13 protein-coding genes are annotated in these 23116 nt (G+C 45.5%); 4 read left to right on the forward strand and 9 right to left on the reverse strand.

The window, feature by feature from the left end; translation table 11 throughout:
* Position 1: 1 nt before the first annotated feature.
* Both ACM1ND_RS24175 and ACM1ND_RS24180 read right to left on the reverse strand, forming a co-directional pair.
* On the reverse strand, positions 2–718 hold the full coding sequence (locus ACM1ND_RS24175) for an ABC transporter ATP-binding protein (protein ID WP_254348549.1): 717 nt from the start codon (positions 716–718) through the stop codon (positions 2–4).
* Positions 719–727: 9 nt separating this feature from the next.
* Positions 728–2167 carry an ABC transporter permease gene (locus ACM1ND_RS24180; protein ID WP_254348548.1) on the reverse strand — a complete coding sequence of 480 codons (1440 nt, stop codon included), beginning with the start codon at positions 2165–2167 and terminating at the stop codon, positions 728–730.
* A gap of 188 nt (positions 2168–2355) precedes the next feature.
* Between ACM1ND_RS24180 and ACM1ND_RS24185 the strand changes: the two genes are divergently transcribed.
* On the forward strand, positions 2356–4812 hold the full coding sequence (locus ACM1ND_RS24185) for an O-antigen ligase family protein (protein ID WP_254348547.1): 2457 nt from the start codon (positions 2356–2358) through the stop codon (positions 4810–4812).
* A gap of 83 nt (positions 4813–4895) precedes the next feature.
* On the opposite strand, the gene galU is transcribed toward ACM1ND_RS24185, so the two are convergent.
* From galU to ACM1ND_RS24205, 4 genes are all read right to left on the reverse strand, one after another.
* Positions 4896–5777, reverse strand: a complete 882-nt coding sequence (gene galU / locus ACM1ND_RS24190) for a UTP--glucose-1-phosphate uridylyltransferase GalU (protein ID WP_025723431.1) — start codon at positions 5775–5777, stop codon at positions 4896–4898.
* 196 nt (positions 5778–5973) lie between these two features.
* Entirely contained in the window at positions 5974–8484 is a 2511-nt protein-coding gene (locus ACM1ND_RS24195) for a DUF3656 domain-containing U32 family peptidase (protein WP_418026666.1), read from the reverse strand.
* Positions 8485–9246: 762 nt separating this feature from the next.
* Positions 9247–11160 (reverse strand): stalk domain-containing protein, encoded by a 1914-nt coding sequence (locus tag ACM1ND_RS24200; protein WP_418026668.1) that lies wholly within the window; start codon positions 11158–11160, stop codon positions 9247–9249.
* Positions 11161–11209: 49 nt separating this feature from the next.
* Positions 11210–12454 carry a S1C family serine protease gene (locus ACM1ND_RS24205; RefSeq protein WP_071643227.1) on the reverse strand — a complete coding sequence of 415 codons (1245 nt, stop codon included), beginning with the start codon at positions 12452–12454 and terminating at the stop codon, positions 11210–11212.
* A gap of 359 nt (positions 12455–12813) precedes the next feature.
* Between ACM1ND_RS24205 and ACM1ND_RS24210 the strand changes: the two genes are divergently transcribed.
* Positions 12814–14439, forward strand: coding sequence for a nitrite/sulfite reductase (locus ACM1ND_RS24210; protein ID WP_418026672.1), 1626 nt, complete (start codon positions 12814–12816; stop codon positions 14437–14439).
* A gap of 112 nt (positions 14440–14551) precedes the next feature.
* Here the strand turns inward: ACM1ND_RS24210 and ACM1ND_RS24215 are convergent, their stop codons facing one another.
* The 3 genes from ACM1ND_RS24215 to uvrB form a co-directional block, all read right to left on the reverse strand.
* Positions 14552–15763 carry a hypothetical protein gene (locus ACM1ND_RS24215; protein ID WP_076295824.1) on the reverse strand — a complete coding sequence of 404 codons (1212 nt, stop codon included), beginning with the start codon at positions 15761–15763 and terminating at the stop codon, positions 14552–14554.
* Positions 15764–16175: 412 nt separating this feature from the next.
* A complete protein-coding gene (uvrA, locus tag ACM1ND_RS24220) occupies positions 16176–19037 on the reverse strand; it encodes an excinuclease ABC subunit UvrA (RefSeq protein ID WP_023990603.1) in 2862 nt (953 codons plus the stop codon).
* Between the two features lie 172 nt (positions 19038–19209).
* Positions 19210–21201: an excinuclease ABC subunit UvrB gene (gene uvrB / locus ACM1ND_RS24225; RefSeq protein ID WP_023990604.1), complete on the reverse strand. Its 1992-nt coding sequence runs from the start codon at positions 21199–21201 to the stop codon at positions 19210–19212.
* Positions 21202–21409: 208 nt separating this feature from the next.
* Between uvrB and ACM1ND_RS24230 the strand changes: the two genes are divergently transcribed.
* Together ACM1ND_RS24230 and ACM1ND_RS24235 are read left to right on the forward strand one after the other, a co-directional pair.
* Positions 21410–22237, forward strand: coding sequence for a flagellar motor protein (locus ACM1ND_RS24230; protein ID WP_023990605.1), 828 nt, complete (start codon positions 21410–21412; stop codon positions 22235–22237).
* Positions 22221–23036 carry a flagellar motor protein MotB gene (locus ACM1ND_RS24235; RefSeq protein WP_103744781.1) on the forward strand — a complete coding sequence of 272 codons (816 nt, stop codon included), beginning with the start codon at positions 22221–22223 and terminating at the stop codon, positions 23034–23036. Before ACM1ND_RS24230 ends, ACM1ND_RS24235 begins: the two co-directional genes overlap by 17 nt.
* Positions 23037–23116: the final 80 nt, after the last annotated feature.

Genomic DNA, 23116 nt, shown 5'->3' on the forward strand with positions numbered 1-23116 from the left:
ATTATATTTTATAGGCATCGCATACACTCTTAGCCTCACCGATCATTTCCACCTTACCTCCGTCTAACCAAATAACACGGTCACACATTTCGCGTATTTGCTCTAAACTATGCGAAACAAATAACACAGTTGTTCCCCCACTCATTAATTCGAGCATTCTTGCTTTACTCTTAGCTTGAAAGTTCTCATCTCCAACCGCCAGTATCTCATCCACAATAAGAATTTCAGGATTGACAAGAGCAGCAATAGAGAAAGCTAATCTCATTTGCATCCCCGATGAATAGTTTCGTATAGGGACATCAATAAATCTTTCTAACTCACTAAAGTCCAAGATTTCTTCGAATTTTGATTTTAAAAACGACTCTGAGTAACCCAAAATAGAACCATTTAAAAAAACATTTTCACGACCAGTTAGATCAGGATCAAAACCAGAACCGAGCTCCAGCATTGGAACAATAGTACCTTCTATAGTTACACTTCCATGTGTAGGTTTCAGAATACCTGATATCACCTTTAACAAAGTACTTTTACCCGCACCATTCCTACCAATAATCCCCATAACCTCACCTTTTTCAATTTCAAGGCTGACTTCTCTTAAAGCCCAAAATTCTTCATACTTGATTTTCCCCTTTAAAAGAGCAACTGCATGCTCTTTTATACTCTTAATATAGTCATGGTTTATCTTAAACATCATCGAAACATTTTGCGCTTTTATCATAACTTCTCCTTATAAATTCAAAACAAACTTATTTTGAGTTTTTTTGAAAATAATAACACCAACAAATAATGGAACAAAAGCAGCGATTAGACAAAAGATATATGCTTGTGGTTCTGGAGAAACTCCCTCTAAAATAACAGTTCTGCTAAACCTAATAAAATGATAGAGTGGATTCAATTTAAAAATCCCCAAAAATTGTTCTGGAATAATACTCTCAGGGTAAAAAATAGGCGTGGAATACATCCAGAGCATGATAAGGACATTCCACAAGAAACGTATGTCTCTAAAGAACACCATCGCAGAAGATAAAAGAAAGCTCATACCTATGCAAAAAATAACTGTACAACTAAGGCTAAAAAGCAATAATAGTATGGATGGTGTAATGTGCGTTTTCGTTATAAATAGAACTACTAAAAGTGGAATCAGCGAAATCAACAAATTAATGCCTGAGGATAGAACTCTTGATACTGGAAAAATATATTTAGGGATATATACTTTAGTAATTAGGGATGAGTTACCAACAATAGACATCAACCCCATGTCAGTTGCCTCAGAGAAAAAATTAAAAAGCACAATACCAGTCAAAAGATAGACTGGAAAATTAGGAATATCTGATTTAAATAATGTAGAGAACACTACATATTGAACAATCATTGTTAAAACTGGATTTATAAAGCTCCATAATACTCCTAGAACCGAACGTTTATATTTTGTTTTAAAATCTCTAGAAACTAATTGACGAAGTAAAAAGTTATATTTCACGAAAGACCTAAAAATGTTTAAACCAAAGCTATGCTTGCCCTTACGTTGCCTAGCAATAAGATTAATTGCATAGAGAACAAGTACTAATCCTATAGCACCCATGACAGTAAAGTATTTACTCCTAAACGGTACTACATTCTTTTCAGATACAGAAAAAGATAAAATCCCTTTCTTTTGTTGACCATTAACATATAATTGCTGGTCTTTTCTGTTTTCGAAATTATTATACCATAAAGTTACAGAATTCCCTTTAGTCCCTGTATCAGAGGTGATCTTTATACTTAATTTTTTATATGACAAATTTTCTATGGGCTCGCTAATATTTAAAGCGAGTTTTGAGTTGTCTTTTATCGTAGCAGCATCTAAAATCTGTTGAAATAATACTTTTTGACTGTCTTCACTAACCAACTGAACTTTAACAGTTCCAGTATTTTCTCGGTCATAAGTTGCAAATTTTAAAGATATGCCATCTATAGCATTTCCAGTAATCGTAAAGTTCTGCTTAATGACATCGCCTTTCAGAATTTCTCCAATAGGTGTGTTCTCAGCGGTCATTTCTATACTTGAGCCAGTAGATCTATATCTCAATTGTTCGCCAACTAGCCCATAAAATGCGAGAACAATGAAGATATACAATATTATAGATGAGATACAAACTTTCATTAAGTTTAATTTATTTTCATTCATCCAAAAGTCTCCTAATTATAATAATCCAGCATTTTTATAGACTCTATCATATAAAATAGTTCTTCTAGTTTTTAAGCCTCCTTTGTTATCTCATAAGCAAGTGTTTTAAACCATGTAAGGACTTTTTCTATGTGGTCGAATATATGTTAATATACAAATGAATATAAAAACAAAGGAGATTGTAAACCTTGTCGAATCCAGTATACGGGAAACAAGCCCAAACGTCGACCCGTGACGATAAAAGGCCGGCTATATTTTGGGTGTTAATTGTTGGCATTATTCTGTTCTTAGCTTGGGCCCCCTTCCAGGCTGCACTCTTTAATGGGCAAATGCTTGATTTTGAGAAACCCCTTTATTGGGCTTTGATCATCAGCACGATTTTACTGATTTTAGGAATCCTAACCTATTATAAAAAATTCAAGCTGGAAGAGCAAAGGGATTGGCTGGCTGTATTAGTGCTGCTGCTTCCCCTGACTTATGTGCTTTCACTGACTTCAGCAGCTTCACATTACCTGGCCATGAATATGGTGGTGGTACAGTGCATATATGCCGCCCTGTTTATCATCTCAATCTATCTACTACAAGATCGCTTAGGCAATAAGATTATTCACAACCTGATTATGACTGTTGCTTATGTCATTGTAGGCTTTGGCTTTATTAACTGGTTTGGACAGTGGGTACTTGCTGGCAAGATGGTAGGCTGGTTTACCCAATATGTGTACCAGTATCGATATACCAATGCAGTTATGACAGATACAAATGGTCTCCGGCTGACATCAGTGTTTCAATATGCGAATACATATGCGGCCTTTCTAATGGCTTTTCTATTCGCTGCCGTTTTCTGTCTGATGAAATCAAAACTATGGTATGGCAAGGCTATTCACGGCTTCATGTTGGTACCTATTCTGGTCTCGTTATTCCTGACCTTGTCACGGGGCGGTCTGGTTATGTTACCAGTCGTTTTCGTACTGCTCTTGCTCTTCTTTAAACCAGCACGTCAGATTATATGGATTTTGCATTGTGCCATTGCTGGTGTAGCGTCAATATCTATCTTGGCGCCAATTACAAATATGGGTTTACAACTCAACAAGACCTACAACGGCGGAGAGGCTGCGAAGGCTTGGGGGTTACTTATTGGGGTCTCCCTGGCTGTAGCTGTCGTACTGTGGCTTGTTGAACGTTATCTGGCACCAAAGCTGGAAAATGCCCTCAAAGGATGGGCCTCCCGCAAGTTATCCAACCTGTGGCTACCTGTCGGATCTGTTGTGGTGATTGGCTTGATGGCTTTTCTGTTTATTGGAACTGGCCTGCGCAGCGTACTACCAGAAAACGTCCAGGTCCGGTTTGAAAATATCAATTTCCGGCAGCATAGTGTACTGGAACGACTTGTATTCTATCAGGATGCTGCCAAATTGATTAAAGATCATCCTGTTATTGGCACCGGCGGCGGCGGCTGGGCTACTTTATACGAGAAATACCAAGATTATCCTTACACAAGCCGTCAGGCCCATAATTTCTTCATGCAGTATCTAGTTGAAGTTGGTATTCTCGGCTTCGTAATTTTCATGTCATTTATCTTATATATTTTCTATAAATATATCCGTAGCTATATGAGACAAGATGATGAAGAACGGGATTCTCACTTCCTGTATCTCATTTTGGCACTCTCAATCTTACTTCATAGCTTGCTAGACTTTAATCTGAGTTACGTGTTCATGGGCATACTGGTATTTGTGAGTCTCGGTGGTATGGCCGCTGCTATGGACAGCAAGCCGCTTAAACGCCTGTCCATGAGTGCTTCCGGATTCCGAATCATGTATAGTGCAGTCATCGGCATTCTAAGCATTGTGGTGCTTTTTGCAGGTCTCCGCTTTGTGCAATCGGCCAATGCTGCCACATCTGCCAAACAGATCATGGCGGTCAGCTCATCTTTTGAGGAAATCCAAAGTGCCATTAATAAGGATCTTGAACTTCGTCCTACGCACCCAGATTCGGTTATAAGATTGGCTGCACTGTACAAGAATGTGTATGATCAAACGAAAAAAGAGGAATTTTATAACGCTGCAATAGAGGTACTTAATACGGGCCTGAGGGCAGAACCGTATAATAAAATCATGTATAACTCCAAAGTTAACCTTTTAAAAGCAAAAGGTGAACATGAGCAAGCCTTCAGCATTTTGGAAAATAACATTTCCAACTTTGTCTGGGACAATGACTGGTACAATATGTTGATTACCCAAGCTTACACTATTGGTAATAAGGCACATAAGCAGAAGGACACAGCCAAGGAACAGAAATATTTCCAAGCAGGTCTCGCTGCTTATCAGAAGGTTCTGGATGGGGTAGCTCATATTAAGACGGTTCCACCTGAAATTGAGTTGACACGTACTTTTGAAGTAACTCCAGGTATTGCGCTCAGTACTGGAAAAATTGAGTTCATGTTAGGTAAGCCTGCTGAGGCTGCAAGCATCCTCAAAAACGGCTTGAAAGACGACCTGAGCGACGCTACAAATCGTGAGGTTGCTCGCTATTATATTATCGCTCTGCAGCAACAGGGACAGGATGACAAAGCATTGTACGATAAGCTAATAAAAGCTGATCCGACGGAAAAAGAGCAAATTGCTCAGTTAAAATCGGAGAAATAGTAGAAAAAAAGAGACTATCAGATGATGTTATATCATCCGGTAGTCTCTTTCTTATTTTAATAAAGTGAGGTTGGGTGAGATGTCTATTTTTGTTGATCAATCTTTTCAATAACCTGTCTCATATAAGCCAATACTTCATCCTTGATTTCGTTATGCTGCAGAGCATAATGAATAGTAGTTTCAATGAATCCCAATTTCTCGCCAACATCATGGCGATTCCCGTCAAACTCGTAAGCCAGGATCGGATTCTTTTCTCCCAGCTTGGACAATGCGTCCGTCAACTGAATCTCCCCGCCTACTCCCGCAGATTGCTGACCCAGGATATCAAAAATATCAGGCGTCAAGATATAACGTCCCATAATCGCCAAGTTGGAGGTTGCTTCTTCCTTCTTTGGCTTTTCTACCAATCGTTCCGCCTCAGAGATTTTGGAAGTCAGTGCATGACCTTCAACTATGCCGTAACGATGTACCTCGTTCCAATCCACTTGTTTTACACCTACAACAGAACGCTGATACTCATCGAACACGTCAATCATCTGTTTGAGGCATGGATTCTCAGACTCAACGATGTCATCCCCTAAAAGGACGGCAAAAGGTTCGTCACCGATAAACTTACGTGCACACCAAATCGCATGTCCCAACCCTTTAGGTTCCTTTTGACGAATATAGTGGATATCTGCCATTTCCGATGGTTTACGCACTTCATTTAGCAGGTTCCATTTTTCCTTCGCAGTCAAATTATGCTCCAGCTCAAAAGAGTAGTCAAAATGATCCTCAATCGCCCTTTTGCCTTTACCAGTAACGATAATGATATCCTCAATACCAGATGCAACAGCTTCTTCAATAATATATTGAATTGTTGGTTTGTCTACAATGGGAAGCATCTCTTTAGGCATCGCTTTCGTAGCAGGAAGGAACCGGGTTCCTAATCCCGCAGCAGGGATAATCGCTTTACGGATTTTCATAGGTTAAAACTCCTTTGTCTTCAATATAACGGATAGATATACTGTCTATGATTATAACAGGAAGATAGGTGAATTTGATAGATTAAAGAAGAAGACATCTTCTCACAAAGAGAACATGTCTTCTAATCACTTGGTTTCTATATGAATATATTATGCTGCCGGAATCTTTCTGGCTCCCGAACAAATATACAGTTATTTACTTCACCAGCTGCCCACGTGTAACACCCAACTGATTCGTTGCTTTAAGTGTCTTCCATACTTGTGTTCCGCTGATTTCTCCGCGCAGGGCACGGTTATAGAGATCAATAACCTCATGCACTTGCTCCGGTGTCTCCTCCAAAAATTCCACGCGGTAACGGGACACGCCTAGCTCCAGGAAATTGGACAGGTATTCCGCGCCGGATTGCTCAATCGCGTTGTATACCGTGTTGCGGCAGCCTTCGTCCACACGGACCGGATGAGACATACCAATTCGATCACGCAGGGATGCGCGATGGTCCTCACACGGACGTCCACAGTTGGTGTAGTCGGTGCCTTCACTCATAAAGGTACAGTATACGCAATGTTCAGTATGGAACATTGGCATATGCTGCTGGATCACAATCTCCAGCTTATCGGTACGCGTACGTCTGAGCATATCGACCATTTGCTGAATGTTCAGATCGTACGAAGGCGTAACCAAGTCGCAGCCGGAATCCAGGAACAGATCAGCCGCTTTATGATTGGCTATATTCAGCGAGAAGTCACCAATCAATTGCGGGTGATGTGCGTCCGGGTTCTCCAACCGGTGTCGCAAGTAGAAATACAGTGCCCCTGGATTGCGTACTAACACAGCATCCGGCTTCAGGCGCAGGATGTTGTTGTGGTAGCCATTTTCACCCGGCATGTGAATACGCGGGGTCGCTAGCGCAATTCGGCGGCCTACAGCATGCACAGCCTCTACAGCTGCCGGGAATTGCTTGATGAACTCGAAGTCGGCGTAGATGAACTCCACGCCGGCCTCGAGCGCAGCCTCCACCTGAGGGAGGCTGCGGCACAACGCGGTCAGCTCTGCCTGACCGCGTGCCACAGACGATGCCGGAGTCGATGCATCGTCATACACCTCGACCGCCCGCTTCGTGTACACGGGCGGTTTGGGGCGCTCGCCCGCGAGCAGTTCCACCGCCTGACGGCGGATACCGTTCAGCTCGCGCATCGGCACGATGACGTCCCCATGCAGATGGACGTCCAGCTCTTCCAGCTGGAACACCGTTCCGCCCAGTCGGCCGAACTGCTCTTCGAGCAGTTCGTGCGTCATCGGACGCTTCTGGGCAATTTCGAGTTCCAGCTCGGAGTCCACGCGGACCGTTGTGCCTTTCTGCACGTCGGTCCACCATGTCGACAGCGGTTGTCCTGGGGAGCCGCTGACCCGCACATGTACTGGGAAGACCCGGTACGGCTTGTCCGTGTCGTACGATTGGCGCAGACGCTTGTCCAGCGCCGGGTCGTTGGTCTTCCAAATGCGATCGCCCACGTGTACACGGCGCAGGTCCACATCGTTGCGTCCCGCTACGATATCAATGATCCAGCCTTCTCCGGCTTCGCCCTCAATCTTCACGCCCTTGCGACGGATATCGTATACGCGTCCGCCTTCTTCTTTTTGCGTGGGATCTCCCGCATCGAATACAATACCATCTCCACGCTTGAGCGGTGCATCAATACGGCACACTACGCCATCACGAAGGATTTGTTCCACTCGGCCCAGATACACCCCCCGGCTTTTCGGGAACGTACCGTCAACCAGCTTCTTGTTATTGGTTCCTTCGAGAAAACCGTGCGTAAAGCCGCGTGAAAAGCTCTGCTGCAGCTCGCGAATATCTTCTTTGCTGGTCTTGGACGTATCGCCATCAAAATACTTATCAATGGCCTTGCGGTACTTGCTGACCACATTCGCCACATATTCAGGTGTTTTCAGTCGCCCTTCAATTTTAAAAGAAACAACACCCGCGTCGATCAGTTCAGGCATCAAATCGATCGCTGCTAGATCCTTAGGTGAAAGCAGATACGTCACATCTGCCATTGGTTTCTGCTCTCCATCCACCATCAGATCGTAAGGCAAACGACATGCCTGTGCACATTCACCGCGGTTAGCAGAGCGGCCGCCCCACATTTCTGAAGTCAGGCATTGGCCAGAATAAGATACGCATAACGCTCCATGTACGAATACCTCCATTGGAAGTCTCGCCTGATCGCCTATTTTTTGGATCTGTTTCAGGTTGTTTTCGCGTCCAAGCACGACCCGTTCCATATTGTACGGCTTTGTAAACTCTACCGCTTCCGGCGAGGTAATCGTCATTTGGGTAGAACCATGGATCGGGAAATCTGGTGAAATGTCGCGGATCATTTTCACCAAGCCCATATCCTGGACAATTAAGGCATCGACTCCAGCATCAATACAGGCATCGACCAGCTCCTTAGCGTCCTTCAACTCGTTTTCAAATACCAATATATTGAATGTTAAAAAACCTTTAACCCCATAGCTATGCAAAAACGCCATAATTTCAGGCAGTTCCTCCATGCGGAAATTATTCGCCCGTGCCCGTGCGTTGAACTTTTCCACCCCGAAAAAGATCGCATCAGCCCCGTTTGCCACCGCCGCACGCATACAATCCCAGTCACCGGCTGGTGCCAGAAGCTCAACATCTTCTCTTCGTACTACTGATTTCATCTTTGTCCTCCCTATATGGAGAAATAACTAATTAACCCAGAGTTAAACGTTATTTTCCAGAGCAGCGATGCTGCTTATTTTATAGCCCTATGAATTATCATCCTATCCGATCATCCCCACTCTGAACCACTGGCTCGAGGGATAAATGGCATCCAACTCAAAAAATCCGCATCACGAACATTTGCGGCATAATCATTCTTATCTTGTAACTAATCTAGTGTACCAGACTGCGCCCCAAGCTTCTACACTTTCCAAGCGATTCCTCGTAAAAATCTCTTACTAAAACATAAAAAACACCCCCATTCCCGTCAAACGGTACTTTGGAGGTGAAGAATCATATAAAACAAGAGGAACAACGAAGTAAACAGTGCTATTCAGCAGGAAGCCAAATGGAGATGGAGACTAGGCAACTTAGACGCGCTAGTAGGCCTAAGCCTTTTAGAAAAAGGCATCCTTGTGGTGATACCAGCGTACTAGCCATGAATCCGAGAAAAGGCGTTCGCAGGTCTAAGTACCGTAAATAGCTGCCTTCGCTCTTCCCTGCTTACCTCACTCTTTAAAAGGATTGGAAATCTTATGGCGGGCGCCAGCGAAGCGGGCCATTTGAATCCGAAGAAGCGTCAGCGTTCGCCTTTGACCTGGGATTCTTACATATTAAATCACTTATACAATCCAAGAATCCCGGGTCAACAGCGATCGTAGGATCAAATGGCACGCGTAGCCTCTTCCCACCATACCTCGCCAATCTTTTACTTACACCTTCTACTTCACAAAATTAAACGAATTTAACGTCGAATCCAGTGCATTAGACTGTACAGCCGTGTTGTTCGCATCATTCAATGTCGTTGTCACAGTATACGTTTTTCCGTCACGTTCCAAAACCAATTGGTGGCCTGTGTAGCCAATGCCTTCCTCTATACGATGGAATGTAAAGGAAACTGCCGGAACACCAGCAAACGTTACGTCCTTAACCTCCTCGACTTTGAGGTTTTTGTAGTTCTTTGCTTGCTTATCGTAGAAGTCCTTGAGCTGGGATACCGTTAGTTCAAATGATTGGTCGTTGTCGATTTTGACGGAAAAACGTCCTCCAGTAAACTGGTACTCTACATCGCCCAATTCAAATTGATCGCTAATCGCGGTCCAATATCGTGGGATATTCACCGTATATTCATAGGCTTTTGACGTCTTTTTGACCGTTTTCGTTTTATCCGTCAAATAGTCGTCTTCTTCCAACTGTCCAAAGTTACTCGCTACGGTTTGAAAATCGATTTGAAGCGAGGAAATGAGCGCGTTGAACTGATCATTTCCTTTGCTTACTTTTTCAGGCACTGCGTATTCAGCCAAATAGCGGTATCCATTTTGCTGAATCAGCACGTTGTACTCCTTGACCCATCCATCGCCAAAATTATAACGGTACTCCTGTACTAACCCTTGAACGCCTGCAACCTCCAGCGGATACGTCTTCTGTGCCTCATAAGCCGTGGACACAAAGGAATCGCTCAGCCATTTTTGCAGCTGCTGGCCCCAGTTCTCCAACTTTCCATCCGCTGGAGCTGAGGTTATTTTCACGCGGAAGCTCGATCCATCATTACTTTCATATTGCATCCGTTGATCGTCCATTTTCCAGCCTGCGGGTATGCTGAGTGACACACCGTAGTCTGGATTCCCGGCCTCGCGTGTGCCTCCTACAACAGTAGACAAGTCTTTAATACTTTTATCCTGCGCATTAAAGGAGGTCTTGAAGGAATTTAAAAGTCCTGCATACTGGGCCAGATCTTTATAATTCGTTGCTTTAGCATCGGAAAAATAAACTACATACAATCGTCCGTTGTCATAGTACTGACGATTTTCCCACAATACGCCGTCCCCATCCTTCGTAATGACACGAGCATAAGGTACCTTCGCTTTCGGGAAGGATTTTCGATCGATCACAGTTTCTCCCGTTTCCTTGGCTGCCTGCACTAATTGTTGCAACAGATCGTCCGCATTCAGTGGAACCGGCTGTGACGCTGTGTGCACTTCCATATAGTATGCACTGTTCTCATCCATAAAAGTGGAGATACTCTCATCTCCACCTCCCTGACCGATGACGAGCCCTGTTGGATAGTTCATAGACCAGTCATAGTAACTGTTCCCGATCTGCGTCTTGCCCTCATCATTATCAATGTTCGGTGTCTCTTCAGCTACCGTGCCCGCCTCTTCTTGTGCTTCCATCCGAATAATGATTCCGGCACCATTCTTCTCCAACTTACCGCCAAGCCCTTCTGCTACTTGACGCAGAGGCACCATGAGAATACCTGCTGACATTTCCGGTGGAGCTGGAAGTGTTACCTTGTGACCTCTCACCCATGCTGTACGGCTACCAATGGTCAGCGATACAACATGAGTTCCGCTGGTGATTTTAACCACATTATCTTCAGCCAATCGAATTTTGCTGTTAAATGCCTTTTTAAACACACCAGCCGGAACCATCAGTGCACCACTTTTGGAATAGGGCTTCGTGATATTTGCATTTTGACCGTTTACGACGGCTGTATTGCTGCCGCTTTGCAGACGCAATTCCAGGATGTTTTTATCTTGATCTGCTGCAACTGCTGGCAAAGCGGAAAGCAGAAGGGACAATGCGACAGCGCCGACCCCCAGCTTACGCATCATTTTTCTTTGAATATGCTTCACAGTAAATCTCCCTTTAGCTTTATTTTATAGATTCAAGAGCCCTTATTGTTCACTTTCCAGTAGTTGCCCCTTGAGCTGGCTCCGATGTTTCCTTAGAAAGCGCTATGCCACCATCTTCAGCGGCTTCCGAACCGTTCGAATCTTCACCATCGTCTCCAGACTGAATGGACTCATAGATTTCACCATTATCCTGTGTCAGTACCAGCTTGCGCTTCACAATATCACCGTCCGACTGCATAAGCACATTCACCGTTTGACCCGGTTGATAGTTTTTAAGTAGCTCATTGACGTCAATGGCCGAAGCTACACGCTTACCGTTAATACTATACAGCTCATCGCCTTCCTTGATTTTGGCCTGAACGGCATTGGCTGAAGTAATTTTCGTAACTTTCAAAGGATCCTCGGTAGGTAATCCGACGATAGCTGACCAGCTCTCTTCCAGCCCTAGACCAAGACTGGCGCGCCGAACCTCTCCGTATTTGAAAAATTGGCCGATCACATATTTCACCGTATCCGACGGAATCGAAAAGCCCATATTTTCAATACCAACCGCCGAGAATTTCATCGTATTGATCCCGATGACCTCACCCTTGAGATTGACCAGCGGACCGCCGCTGTTACCAGGATTGATCGCGGTATCGCTTTGGATCAAACGATAAGCAGCGTTGACACCACGATTCAGCCCGCTAACGACACCCGAGGTTGCCGAATTGCGAAGTGAAAAGGATATAGGCGTACCAATAGCCACTACCTGCTCACCTACCTGTAGACTGTTCGTTGAAGCTGCCAAGGTAGCGGGTTTGAGGCCGCTTGCCTTGATTTTGACTAATGCCAAATCACTGATCGGATCGCTGTAGCTGTCGGTGATTCCGTAAGATTTTCCGTCCGAGGTTACAACCACGGCATCACCTAATCCTTCGATAACATGCGCATTCGTCACAATCCATCCATCTGTACGAATGATGACACCCGTGCCGTGAGCCAGATTGTAGCGATCTCCTCCCGCTACGGTCTCTCCCGTGGCTGAACGGCCAATGATACCGACCACAGAAGGAGATACATTTTTAACAACCTGCGGCACACGATCGGCCGATAACGTATATGTACCATTTGCGCTGTTATATGCGCCGCTGGTTCCTAATGCTTTATTCATATCGCTTACGTTAACATAGACCCCACCATTAATGACTTTGGCCTTTAACGCAGTTCCACTGCTAGCTGCACCTGCCGTTCCAGAAACACATAGAGCGCTGCCCAAAGCCAGAACAACTGCCCTTTTCCCCATCTTACGCATATACTCACCATTTCCTCTCTTACATGACCCTGTTCTATCAGTTAGTCCAAATCTACCATAGAGGGGACACGTATACAATCGCTTTAAGCCCTATCTTTTTCTAAAAGACTCCGTTTGCTACATCCCTGTCCTCTCATGCTATTTATATTATAAATTTTCCAAATCCTTATATCAAAAAAATAAGCAAAAACGATAAATAATCGTTATACCGTTTAGGTCATTCCTTCGTTTACGGGCATAACCAACTATGATACCATCACATTATATCTTAGTTTTATTGTCGGAAATAAAGAATAAAATCATGAGTCCTCTATCCAAAACACTAAAGTATAAATAAGCACCTACAGGAGGTTAAAAGAATGGCCTACGAACCAATCTGGAACGCTCATCCCGATAAGCTTAACAAATTCGAATTAGTCAAGCTGGAAAAGGACGGTCTCGACGTTATCCGTACCATTATCGAAAACTATGCCAACGAAGGCTATGACTCGATCTCTGCGGACGATATGGACCGTTTCAAATGGGCTGGGGTATATCAGCAAAAGCCCAAAGATGGTCATTTCATGATGCGGGTCCGCATCAACACAGGGATCATGACTTCAGCACAGGCACATGCATTGGCGGACATATCCGCGCTATACGGACGCGGTCTTGTGGATGTCACCACTCGCCAAGCGATTCAATTTCACTGGTTGACGGTCGAAAGCTTGCCCGATATTTTCGAAAGGCTGGAAAAAGTCAATTTGTATTCCTTTGAAGCCTGTGGAGACTGCCCGCGTACCATTGTCGGTAATCCGCTGGCTGGCATCGATCCCAATGAATTGGTGGATACCCAGGAGATTGTAGATGAAGTAAATCGTTTTTTCTTATTAAACCGAGACTTCTCCAATCTGCCGCGTAAGTACAAAATGTCTATCTCCGGTAATACGTACAACAATGCACAGGCTGAAATTAACGACCTGTCCTTCACTCCGGCCACCAAGATCCTCGATGGAAAAGAAGTGGTCGGCTTCCATGTGATGGTTGGTGGAGGTTTGTCCGCCAAGCCGCATATGGCACAGTCTCTGGATTTGTTTGTTCGTCCTGAGGAAGTTCTAAAGGTTGCTATTGCTGTCACCACCATTTTCCGTGATTACGGCTATCGGGAAAAACGGCATCATGCCCGCTTGAAGTTCCTGGTTGCCGATTGGGGCCCGGACAAATTTCTGGCTAAGCTCACCGAGCACATCGGTGAAATGCCCGGACGAGGCGAGGACAAAACGATTGGCTGGCAAGCCGCCTATTTTGACGGTGTGCATCCTCAAGCTCAAAAAGGTCTGAACTATGTCGGTCTGAACGTGCCTGTCGGTCGCCTTAGTGCTGACGAGTTGCATGAACTGGCCGAACTGGCTGACCGCTATGGCGATGGGCAGATTCGTACCACGATGTCGCAAAATATTTTGCTGAGCGGCGTGCCGAATGAGCAAGTGGATGAACTACTGGCAGCCCCCGTGCTGCAACGCCTGACACCACAGCCCAAGCATTTTATGAGCCGTACGGTATCGTGCACAGGAAATGAGTTTTGCAATCTGGCGATTGTGGAAACCAAAAAACGGGCGGTTGACGTCGCCGAGTATTTGGATCAGCACGTGCAATTGGATGAAAAGGTGCGCATTCATTTTATCGGTTGCCCGAATTCCTGCGGTCAAAAGCATATTGCGGACATTGGTCTGCAAGGCTCGCTCATAAAGACACCGGAAGGCTTGGTCGACGCGTTCGACATCGCTGTCGGCGGAGCGCTTGGAGCAGGCGCCCAGTTTAACAAAGCGCTCAAAGGTCGCGTACGCGGGGATCAGGTTGGACCTGTACTGGCAGAGCTCATTCTGTTCTACAAAGAAAACAGGAGCGCTGGCGAAAGCTTTTACGCATATGTACAGCGTGTAGGGATTCCGACTTTTCAGGAAAAGCTGTCTGCTATTTTACAGTCCAGCCACGTTGCATCCTAAATATAGAGTCTATTAACAGCCTGCTTGTATGACATATACAAGCAGGCTGTTTCTTATCCTCATGGAGCCCCGCAATATTGTTTCCCTCACTTTCATAAAAAAAGACACCGGATTACTCCGGTATCAATATTTTCGCAAAATCGAGTACTGTTGGCTTATGAGCGCCTGTTGTAGATGTCACCACTGCGTAGCCTGAAGGTATCTTATATATCAATCCCGTATCATACCGGATGCCGAAGGAATTATCCTCCTTATAATGAGTCCTCGTTTCCCACACCTTCGTACCGTTTCCTTTCAAGCCTGTAATGGTGATGCCATGCATCTTCGTGGTTTTACCCAGTGGATCATATTGATCACTGAACTGGACATACAACTGCTCCTCAGGCAGATACACCCGGTCAGCCGCATAGTCCTCTGTATTACTAAATAATTGCAGACCATTACTTAGCACCTGTGTACGCTTGCTGTTTCCTTTAAGCCCTGTTACAGCAATATGACCGCTCGGCAACTCACGTACTGCGGCAATTTCTTTACCTGATCCTAAGTCCAGATGGATGTCACGAATATCGCGACCATATACATCTGCTTGTACCCCAACGGGACCATCTGAACTGTTCAAAAGCGCGTAATATCCATTGTGACTGCCGACCAGCCAACCCGAGGTCACTCCGGCCGTCGTTCGATTCCATTGTATATCGCCAGCTTCAGTGTATTTGAGTACAGTGAAGGACTGCTCCGCAAGGTCTAGATAGGAGACCAGGAAACTGCCATCCTCCAGTGGCTCCAAACCAACCTGCGAATCCTGCCCATGAGATATCAAGCCATCTGTGGGTAATGTTTTGGACCACAAGGTGTTTCCATCCTCGTCCAATCGTGAAGCCTGCACATCTCGTATTCCGTTCGGTTTTGTATAATCAATCAGAAACAGCAAGCCCCCATCCGACGTCTCCCGCTGGACTCCACTGCTGCTTGTTCCGGGTTGTACGTTCAGATCCTGTTGATGTTTCCATACAGCCTCCACAGAACTGTCCAGCTTGCCATATGTGACGTGTACTACACTTGCTTCTGTATCGTCCTCGACGTTCAGCATAAAGAACCCACCATTCGCTGCGGGTTGAATGTAATTGTGAGCGTTTCCTAAATCCTTAATACTACCAATTGCCGCACTTGTTTCGATTTCGGCTTGTTTGGGCGCAAACGCCTCGGACACCTCGGAGGCATAGGACGGTGCAGCACTATATCCCATCAAACATGCCGCCAAAGCAGCTCCTGCTGCCCATGTATACACACGTGTACGTAAAACTCTACTTTGCTTAACCTTCAAGCGTTCCAGCTCCCTTCATGACTTCCTCAGAGATGTTGTATGAACCTCTTAGATGTGATAAAACTACAGACGGTTTCGCTTCAACTTGTAATGGTTGTCACGCGGGCACGGAACTTCGTATGATGCTATATAATCATGAGTTATATATTTACCTCTTCAAGCCCGAGCCTAAACATCCAAAACTCCAAAATTTAGAGACCACTCAGAGACTTTCTGTCGATGAATATACGTATATACTTATTATTCCAGCGCTTGGTAAACTATGTGTCACATGCTTTAACGCAGGAATTTGATAAAAGTTTTCTTTTTTTACAAAAAAAATAAAACCCTGCCAAGACGAAGGCATCAATACACTAGTTCGTATTCTGCCTTCCTGCCTGTGCAGGGCTTTTAAAACTATGCTAAACGGTATCTATAGATCGACTGTCTGAAGCGCTTGACTACGCTCTGTATCCCGTTCAAGGATCGGCTTTAAGTATCGACCTGTATAGGATTCTTCGACTTTCACGAGCTGCTCCGGTGTCCCGGTAGCCAAGATCGTTCCACCGCCACTTCCGCCTTCCGGTCCCAAATCAATTAGATAATCGGCTGTTTTAATCACATCCAGATTATGCTCAATGACAAGCACCGTCTCTCCTGAATCAACCAAACGATGCAGCACCGTCAATAATCGGTCAATATCGTGAACATGCAGGCCGGTTGTCGGCTCGTCCAAAATATAAATGGTTTTGCCCGTACTGCGACGATACAATTCGGAGGCTAGCTTCACACGCTGTGCTTCACCGCCAGACAAGGTAGTCGCAGGCTGACCCAGCTTGATATACCCCAAACCTACATCCATCAGTGTCTGGATCTTGCGATGAATCTTCGGAATATTTACAAAAAACTCCGTTGCATCCTCTACCGTCATCTCCAGCACATCGGCAATACTTTTCCCTTTGTATTTAACCTCTAGGGTCTCCCGGTTATAACGCTTGCCTTTACACACTTCGCATGGAACATACACATCCGGCAGAAAATGCATCTCAATCTTGATGATGCCATCGCCTCTACAAGCTTCACAACGACCTCCCTTAACGTTAAAGCTAAAGCGGCCTTTCTTGTAGCCTCGTACTTTGGCCTCGTTCGTCTGCGAGAATAAGTCACGGATATCATCAAATACACCAGTATACGTTGCAGGATTGGAACGCGGTGTACGACCAATTGGCGATTGATCGATCTCAACAACCTTTTCGATATGTTCTAGTCCGCGAATTTCTTTATGCTGCCCTGGACGTACTCTCGCACGGTTCAGATCACGCGCCAACGTTTTGTACAAAATTTCATTGACCAGCGTCGATTTTCCAGAACCAGATACACCAGTAACAGCTGAGAAAACACCCAATGGAATTTTGACATTCACATTTTTGAGATTGTTCTCCTTGGCTCCGCGAATCTCCAACCATTTATCAGCAGGCTTGCGCCGCTCGGTATTGACCGGAATGAACTTGCGTCCACTCAAATACTGCCCGGTTAAGGAATTCGGGTCTTCCATGACTTCCTGCGGAGTCCCCTGCGACATGATCATCCCACCATGGATTCCAGCTCCTGGCCCGATATCAATGATATAGTCCGCCGCCATCATCGTATCTTCGTCATGCTCCACCACGATCAAGGTATTGCCAAGATTCCGCATATGCTCCAAAGCACTAATCAGACGGTCATTATCTCGCTGATGCAATCCTATACTAGGCTCGTCCAAAATATAAAGCACACCCATCAGACTGGACCCGATCTGTGTCGCCAGTCGGATACGCTGTGCCTCACCGCCTGACAACGTGCCTGCCGCACGGCTTAAAGTCAGGTATTCCAGACCAACGTTAACGAGGAATCCCAGGCGGCTGTTAATTTCTTTTAAAATGAGATTGGCAATCGACTTCTCCTTCTCACTCAGCTCCAGTGTATGGAAAAAGTTTGAGGCTTCACCGATAGACAAAGCTGTCACAAAAGCTATATTACGCTCTTGAATGGTTACCGACAGGCTTTCTTTTTTCAGTCGGTGTCCCTTACAAGTGTTACATGGCTTTGCACTCATAAAGCCTTCAATAAATTCACGTATACCCTCAGAAGCCGTATCACGATAACGACGCTCCAGATTGGGGATAATCCCCTCAAAGGTCACATAGGCTTCCTTACGTTGACCAAAATCATTCTCATAGCGGAAACGGATCTTCTGCTCTCCCGTTCCATGTAAAATGAGGTTCATTTGCTCTGTCGTCAATTGACTAACAGGAATGTCCTGTGGAATACCGTAGTGCTCGCATACTGACTGTAAAAATTGAGGATAATAAGTGGAAGTTCCACCACTCCAAGCCTGAAAAGCCCCATCCTCGACACTTTTTTCAGGATCGGGAATGAGCAAATCAGGGTCAACCACCATTTTAACTCCTAACCCATCACAATCCGGACAAGCGCCGAACGGACTATTAAAGGAAAACATTCTTGGAGACAGTTCATCTATGCTGAATCCACAAATCGGGCATGCAAAGTTGGAGCTGAACCGCAACTCCTCTTGCCCCATAATGTCTACAAGCAACTGCCCACCTGAAAGATTTAGTGCCGTCTCAATAGAGTCGGATAGACGCGCACGCACATCTTCCTTGACTACGATGCGGTCTACGACCACTTCAATCGAGTGCTTCTTGTTCTTTTCCAGCTCAATCTTCTCAGACAATTCACGTAGTTCTCCATTCACACGTACCCGTACAAAGCCCTGCTTGGCTATATCAGTGAACAGTGTTTTATGCTCACCTTTGCGGCCGGATACCAATGGAGCCAGAATCTGCAGTCTTGTCTTTTCAGGATACTGCAAAATGCGGTCCACCATCTGTTCAACGGTCTGTGAAGTAATTTCAATGCCATGTTCAGGACAATGAGGATGACCCACCCGGGCAAACAACAACCGCAGGTAGTCATAGATTTCGGTAACCGTTCCGACGGTAGAACGCGGATTCCGACTTGTCGTTTTTTGGTCAATGGAAATGGCAGGAGACAGACCGTCAATCGAATCAACGTCCGGTTTCTCCATTTGCCCGAGGAATTGACGGGCATACGCAGATAAAGATTCCACATACCGACGTTGCCCTTCCGCATAGATCGTATCGAAAGCCAGTGACGATTTACCTGAGCCGCTAAGCCCTGTCAGGACGACGAACTTGTCCCGTGGAATCGTCACGTCAATATTTTTGAGATTATGCGCGCGTGCGCCTTTGATGATGATGCTTTCATTCGCCAAATGTTTCATCTCCTTAGCCGTAGTTCACGTCATGCTATATCGCATTGGATTATCCCATGGAAGTGATATATCGCAAAGAGAACGACCACATAGGCCGCCCTCACTATTTTTAAAAGCAAAGCAATCAAACATTTTATTTTCATATGTTTTGCTTCTAGCTTATTCTCAATGTTTAATCAGCTCGCAACTCCAGCAAAGCATCACGCAGCTCGGCTGCCCGCTCGAACTGTAGGTTCTTGGCGGCGTCTTTCATCTCTGCTTCCAGACGCTGAATGAGTGATTGACGCTCCTTCTTGGAAAGTTTACCCGTCTCATTAGGAAGGTAATCATTCTTTGACTCTGCCACCTTAGTTGCTTCAATAACATCACGAATCTTTTTACGAATGGTTTGCGGGGTAATCCCATGTTCTTCATTATACTGAATTTGAATCGCACGACGACGTTCCGTTTCCTTTAGCGCTTTATCCATAGAATCGGTAATCTTATCGCCGTACATAATAACACGACCGTCACTGTTCCGTGCTGCCCGTCCGATCGTCTGAATCAGAGAGCGCTCAGAACGCAGGAAGCCTTCTTTGTCCGCATCCAAAATTGCCACCAGCGATACTTCCGGCAAATCAAGACCTTCCCGCAACAGGTTGATCCCAATTAGTACGTCGAAGGTCCCTAGACGAAGATCCCGCAAAATAGCCATCCGCTCCAACGTCTTAATCTCGGAGTGCATATATCGAACCTTGATGCCCACTTCTTTTAAATAGTCAGTCAAATCTTCAGACATCTTCTTCGTAAGTGTGGTCACCAGTACCCGTTCCTCACGTTCCATGCGAAGCCGTATCTCATTAATGAGATCGTCAATCTGCCCCTTGCTCGGACGCACCTCAATAATCGGATCAAGAAGCCCGGTAGGACGGATAATCTGCTGTACCATCGTTTCGCATTTCTCCATCTCATAGGGTCCTGGAGTAGCCGATACATAGACGATTTGACTTACCTTGTCCTCAAACTCTTCAAACTTCAACGGACGATTATCCAATGCAGATGGCAAACGAAAGCCATGTTCTACCAGTACATTCTTACGTGCTTGGTCACCGTTATACATGGCACGAATCTGCGGCAACGTAACATGGGACTCGTCGATAACGATCAGCATATCATCCGGGAAATAATCCATCAGCGTATATGGTGTTGCTCCTCGCTCACGGAATGTCAGTGGACCTGAATAATTCTCGACGCCGGAACAAAAACCAACCTCTTTCATCATCTCGATATCATAGCGGGTACGTTGTTCCAAACGTTGCGCCTCTAACAGCTTCCCTTGCTCCTTCAACTCCGCTAACCGCTCTTCAAGCTCACGTTCAATGTTGACCAATGCTACCTTCATCGTATCCTCATGAGTAACGAAGTGAGATGCCGGGAAAATGGCAATATGATCACGTTCACCGATCAATTCACCCGTAAGCACATTAATCTCGGTAATTCGTTCAATTTCATCCCCGAACAGTTCTACACGTATAGCGTGTTCCCCTTGGGAAGCCGGGAATATCTCGACAACATCCCCCCGTACACGGAAAGTACCCCGCACGAAGTTGATATCGTTCCGCTGATATTGAATATCGACCAAGCGGGACAAAATCTGATTGCGGGGTTTCTCCATGCCGACTCTAAGCGAAAGCAGCAAGCTTGAATATTCTTTCGGGGAACCCAAACCATAAATGCAGGAGACACTCGCTACAATAATAACGTCACGACGCTCAAACAGAGAGCTTGTCGCTGAGTGGCGAAGTTTATCAATCTCCTCATTGATGCTGGAATCCTTCTCAATATACGTATCGGAAGACGGAATGTATGCTTCCGGTTGATAGTAATCATAGTAGCTGACAAAATAATCGACTGAGTTATTCGGAAAGAACTCTTTAAACTCACTCGCCAGTTGAGCAGCCAAAGTCTTATTATGTGCAATAACCAGCGTAGGCCGATTCAACTTGGCAATGGTCTGTGCGATGGTAAACGTCTTACCTGTTCCCGTAGCACCCAATAGCGTTTGATGCTTCTTTCCTTCTGCAATTCCCTCTACCAATTCAAAAATGGCCTGAGGTTGATCGCCTTGAGGTTGGAATTCCGACTGAATTTCAAAAGTCTTATCGCTAACAACGATATCACTCATTGCCCTGCATCACCCTTATCGTCTAAAATGGAAACATCATGATTTTACACCAGTCGAGCTTTAACGTCTTTACCTGTAACTCTATGTCGATATTTCCCGAGCAATGATACTTGGGAAATATGGTTGGATAAGAATGTTTGTTCCCGTATTATACCTCTTTCTTACCGTGGATGCAAACGATAAGTCTTGAATAGGAGTGAATTAAATTTTGGATATCACCATCGTATTGGGCATCATCGCCGGAATCATAGCATTAATCGGTGGCTTCTTATGGGAAGGCGGCGAATTTACAGGGCTGCTTCAAGGTACATCGGCTCTAATTGTATTTGGGGGAACTTTCGCCGCAGTTGTGATCAGCTACCCAGCTTCCAAGCTGAAGACGATCCCCACCGCTCTACGGATGGCATTTAGCCGTGAGGACAATCCTACGAAGCAATATATAGAAGATTTGGTTTCCATGGCGGCCACCTCACGCCGATCCGGTGTGCTTGCGCTAGAGCGTACTTCATCAGAGCATCCGAATGCATTTTTGCGTGAAGGTCTTCAGTTGGTCATCGACGGCACCGAGCAGGAGCAGATCAAACAGATTTTAGAGCTTGAGTTAGATGCCATTGAACACAAACATGAAGGGTACGCCAAAATATTTGAATCCGCAGGCGGTTATGCCCCTACGATGGGGATTATCGGTACTGTCATGGGCCTGATCCATGTACTGGGCAGCCTGACCGAGCCTACTGCGCTTGGTCCGTCTATTGCTGTTGCTTTTATCGCAACACTATACGGCGTTGCTAGCGCCAACCTGATCTTCCTGCCCATCGCATCCAAAATAAGAGCAGCCAGTGAGAGTGAAATTATCACTATGGATTTGCTGCTGCAAGGTATTCTGGCTATTCAAAACGGAGAGAATCCAAAGCTTGTACGCAAAAAGTTGGAGTTCTTTATCCGCTCAGAGCAAAATATAGATCGCAAACCGCCTCGTCGCTCGCTCACAGAGGACGCTTCTCCAAAGGAGGACTTCCATGAGAGCGCGCGGTAAGCGCCGTGGGGGTCAAGGAGGCGGCGGAGACCATCGTGACCGCTGGATGATTACCTATGCCGATCTGATCACCCTGCTGCTCATATTTTTCGTTGTGATGTATGCCATGAGCAGTCTGGATGCTAAAAAATACGATGTCGTTGTTCAATCCCTCCAGGATACGTTCCACAAAGGAGATTCTATTTTGGAGCAAGGCTCGGGCATTACAGGTACTGCCGATCGTTACACCAGCAAGAATCCACCCACGACCAAGCAACCGGCAGCCGATAAAAAGGAGGCTGGATCGACTAAGCTCACCGAACGTGAACAAGCATTTCGCACGCAGGAAAAAGAGCTGCAAAATTTAATGGGTGTCATTCAAGAATATATTACGGACAACAAACTGGAAAACCAGATTTTTGTGTCAGATCAGCCGCGTGGTATTGTCATTACGCTGAATGACCGCTTTTTATTCGATCAAGGTAGAGCTGCACTCAAACAAGGCTCTGCCAACACGCTATCCAAGTTGGCCAGTCTGTTTCGAGATTTGAAAACACCAATTAGCATTGAGGGCCATACGGACAACATTCCGTTTACGCGCTCCTCAAACTCATCGACGTATAAGGACAACTGGGAGCTTTCCGGCGCACGGGCACTATCTGTACTCCGATTCTTTCTCGACAGAGAGCAACTTTCACCCTCAGGATTTCAGTATGCGGGTTATGCAGATACCCGGCCGGTTGGTGACAATAGCACCGAAACTGGACGACAAAAAAACCGCCGTGTCGAAATCACCGTACTACGCCAGCTTCAACAGTAAAACCCAAAAACCTCCTGAGTCACGCAATAACGTGAATCGGGAGGTTTTTTATACCATATTCATCATTCATCATTAATACA

Origin of the sequence: Paenibacillus sp. JJ1722 (assembly GCF_048282685.1) — a bacterium.
GTDB classification, from domain to species: Bacteria; Bacillota; Bacilli; order Paenibacillales; family Paenibacillaceae; genus Paenibacillus; species Paenibacillus polymyxa_B.

Coding starts and splice junctions, on each gene's coding strand:
- ACM1ND_RS24205 (WP_071643227.1), bottom strand. CDS start 12,454: ATGCGTAAGATGGGGAAAAGGGCAGTTGTTCTGGCTTTGGGCAGCGCT.
- uvrB (WP_023990604.1), bottom strand. CDS start 21,201: ATGAGTGATATCGTTGTTAGCGATAAGACTTTTGAAATTCAGTCGGAA.
- ACM1ND_RS24195 (WP_418026666.1), bottom strand. CDS start 8,484: ATGAAATCAGTAGTACGAAGAGAAGATGTTGAGCTTCTGGCACCAGCC.
- galU (WP_025723431.1), bottom strand. CDS start 5,777: ATGAAAATCCGTAAAGCGATTATCCCTGCTGCGGGATTAGGAACCCGG.
- ACM1ND_RS24175 (WP_254348549.1), bottom strand. CDS start 718: ATGATAAAAGCGCAAAATGTTTCGATGATGTTTAAGATAAACCATGAC.
- ACM1ND_RS24180 (WP_254348548.1), bottom strand. CDS start 2,167: ATGAATGAAAATAAATTAAACTTAATGAAAGTTTGTATCTCATCTATA.
- ACM1ND_RS24235 (WP_103744781.1), top strand. CDS start 22,221: ATGAGAGCGCGCGGTAAGCGCCGTGGGGGTCAAGGAGGCGGCGGAGAC.
- ACM1ND_RS24210 (WP_418026672.1), top strand. CDS start 12,814: ATGGCCTACGAACCAATCTGGAACGCTCATCCCGATAAGCTTAACAAA.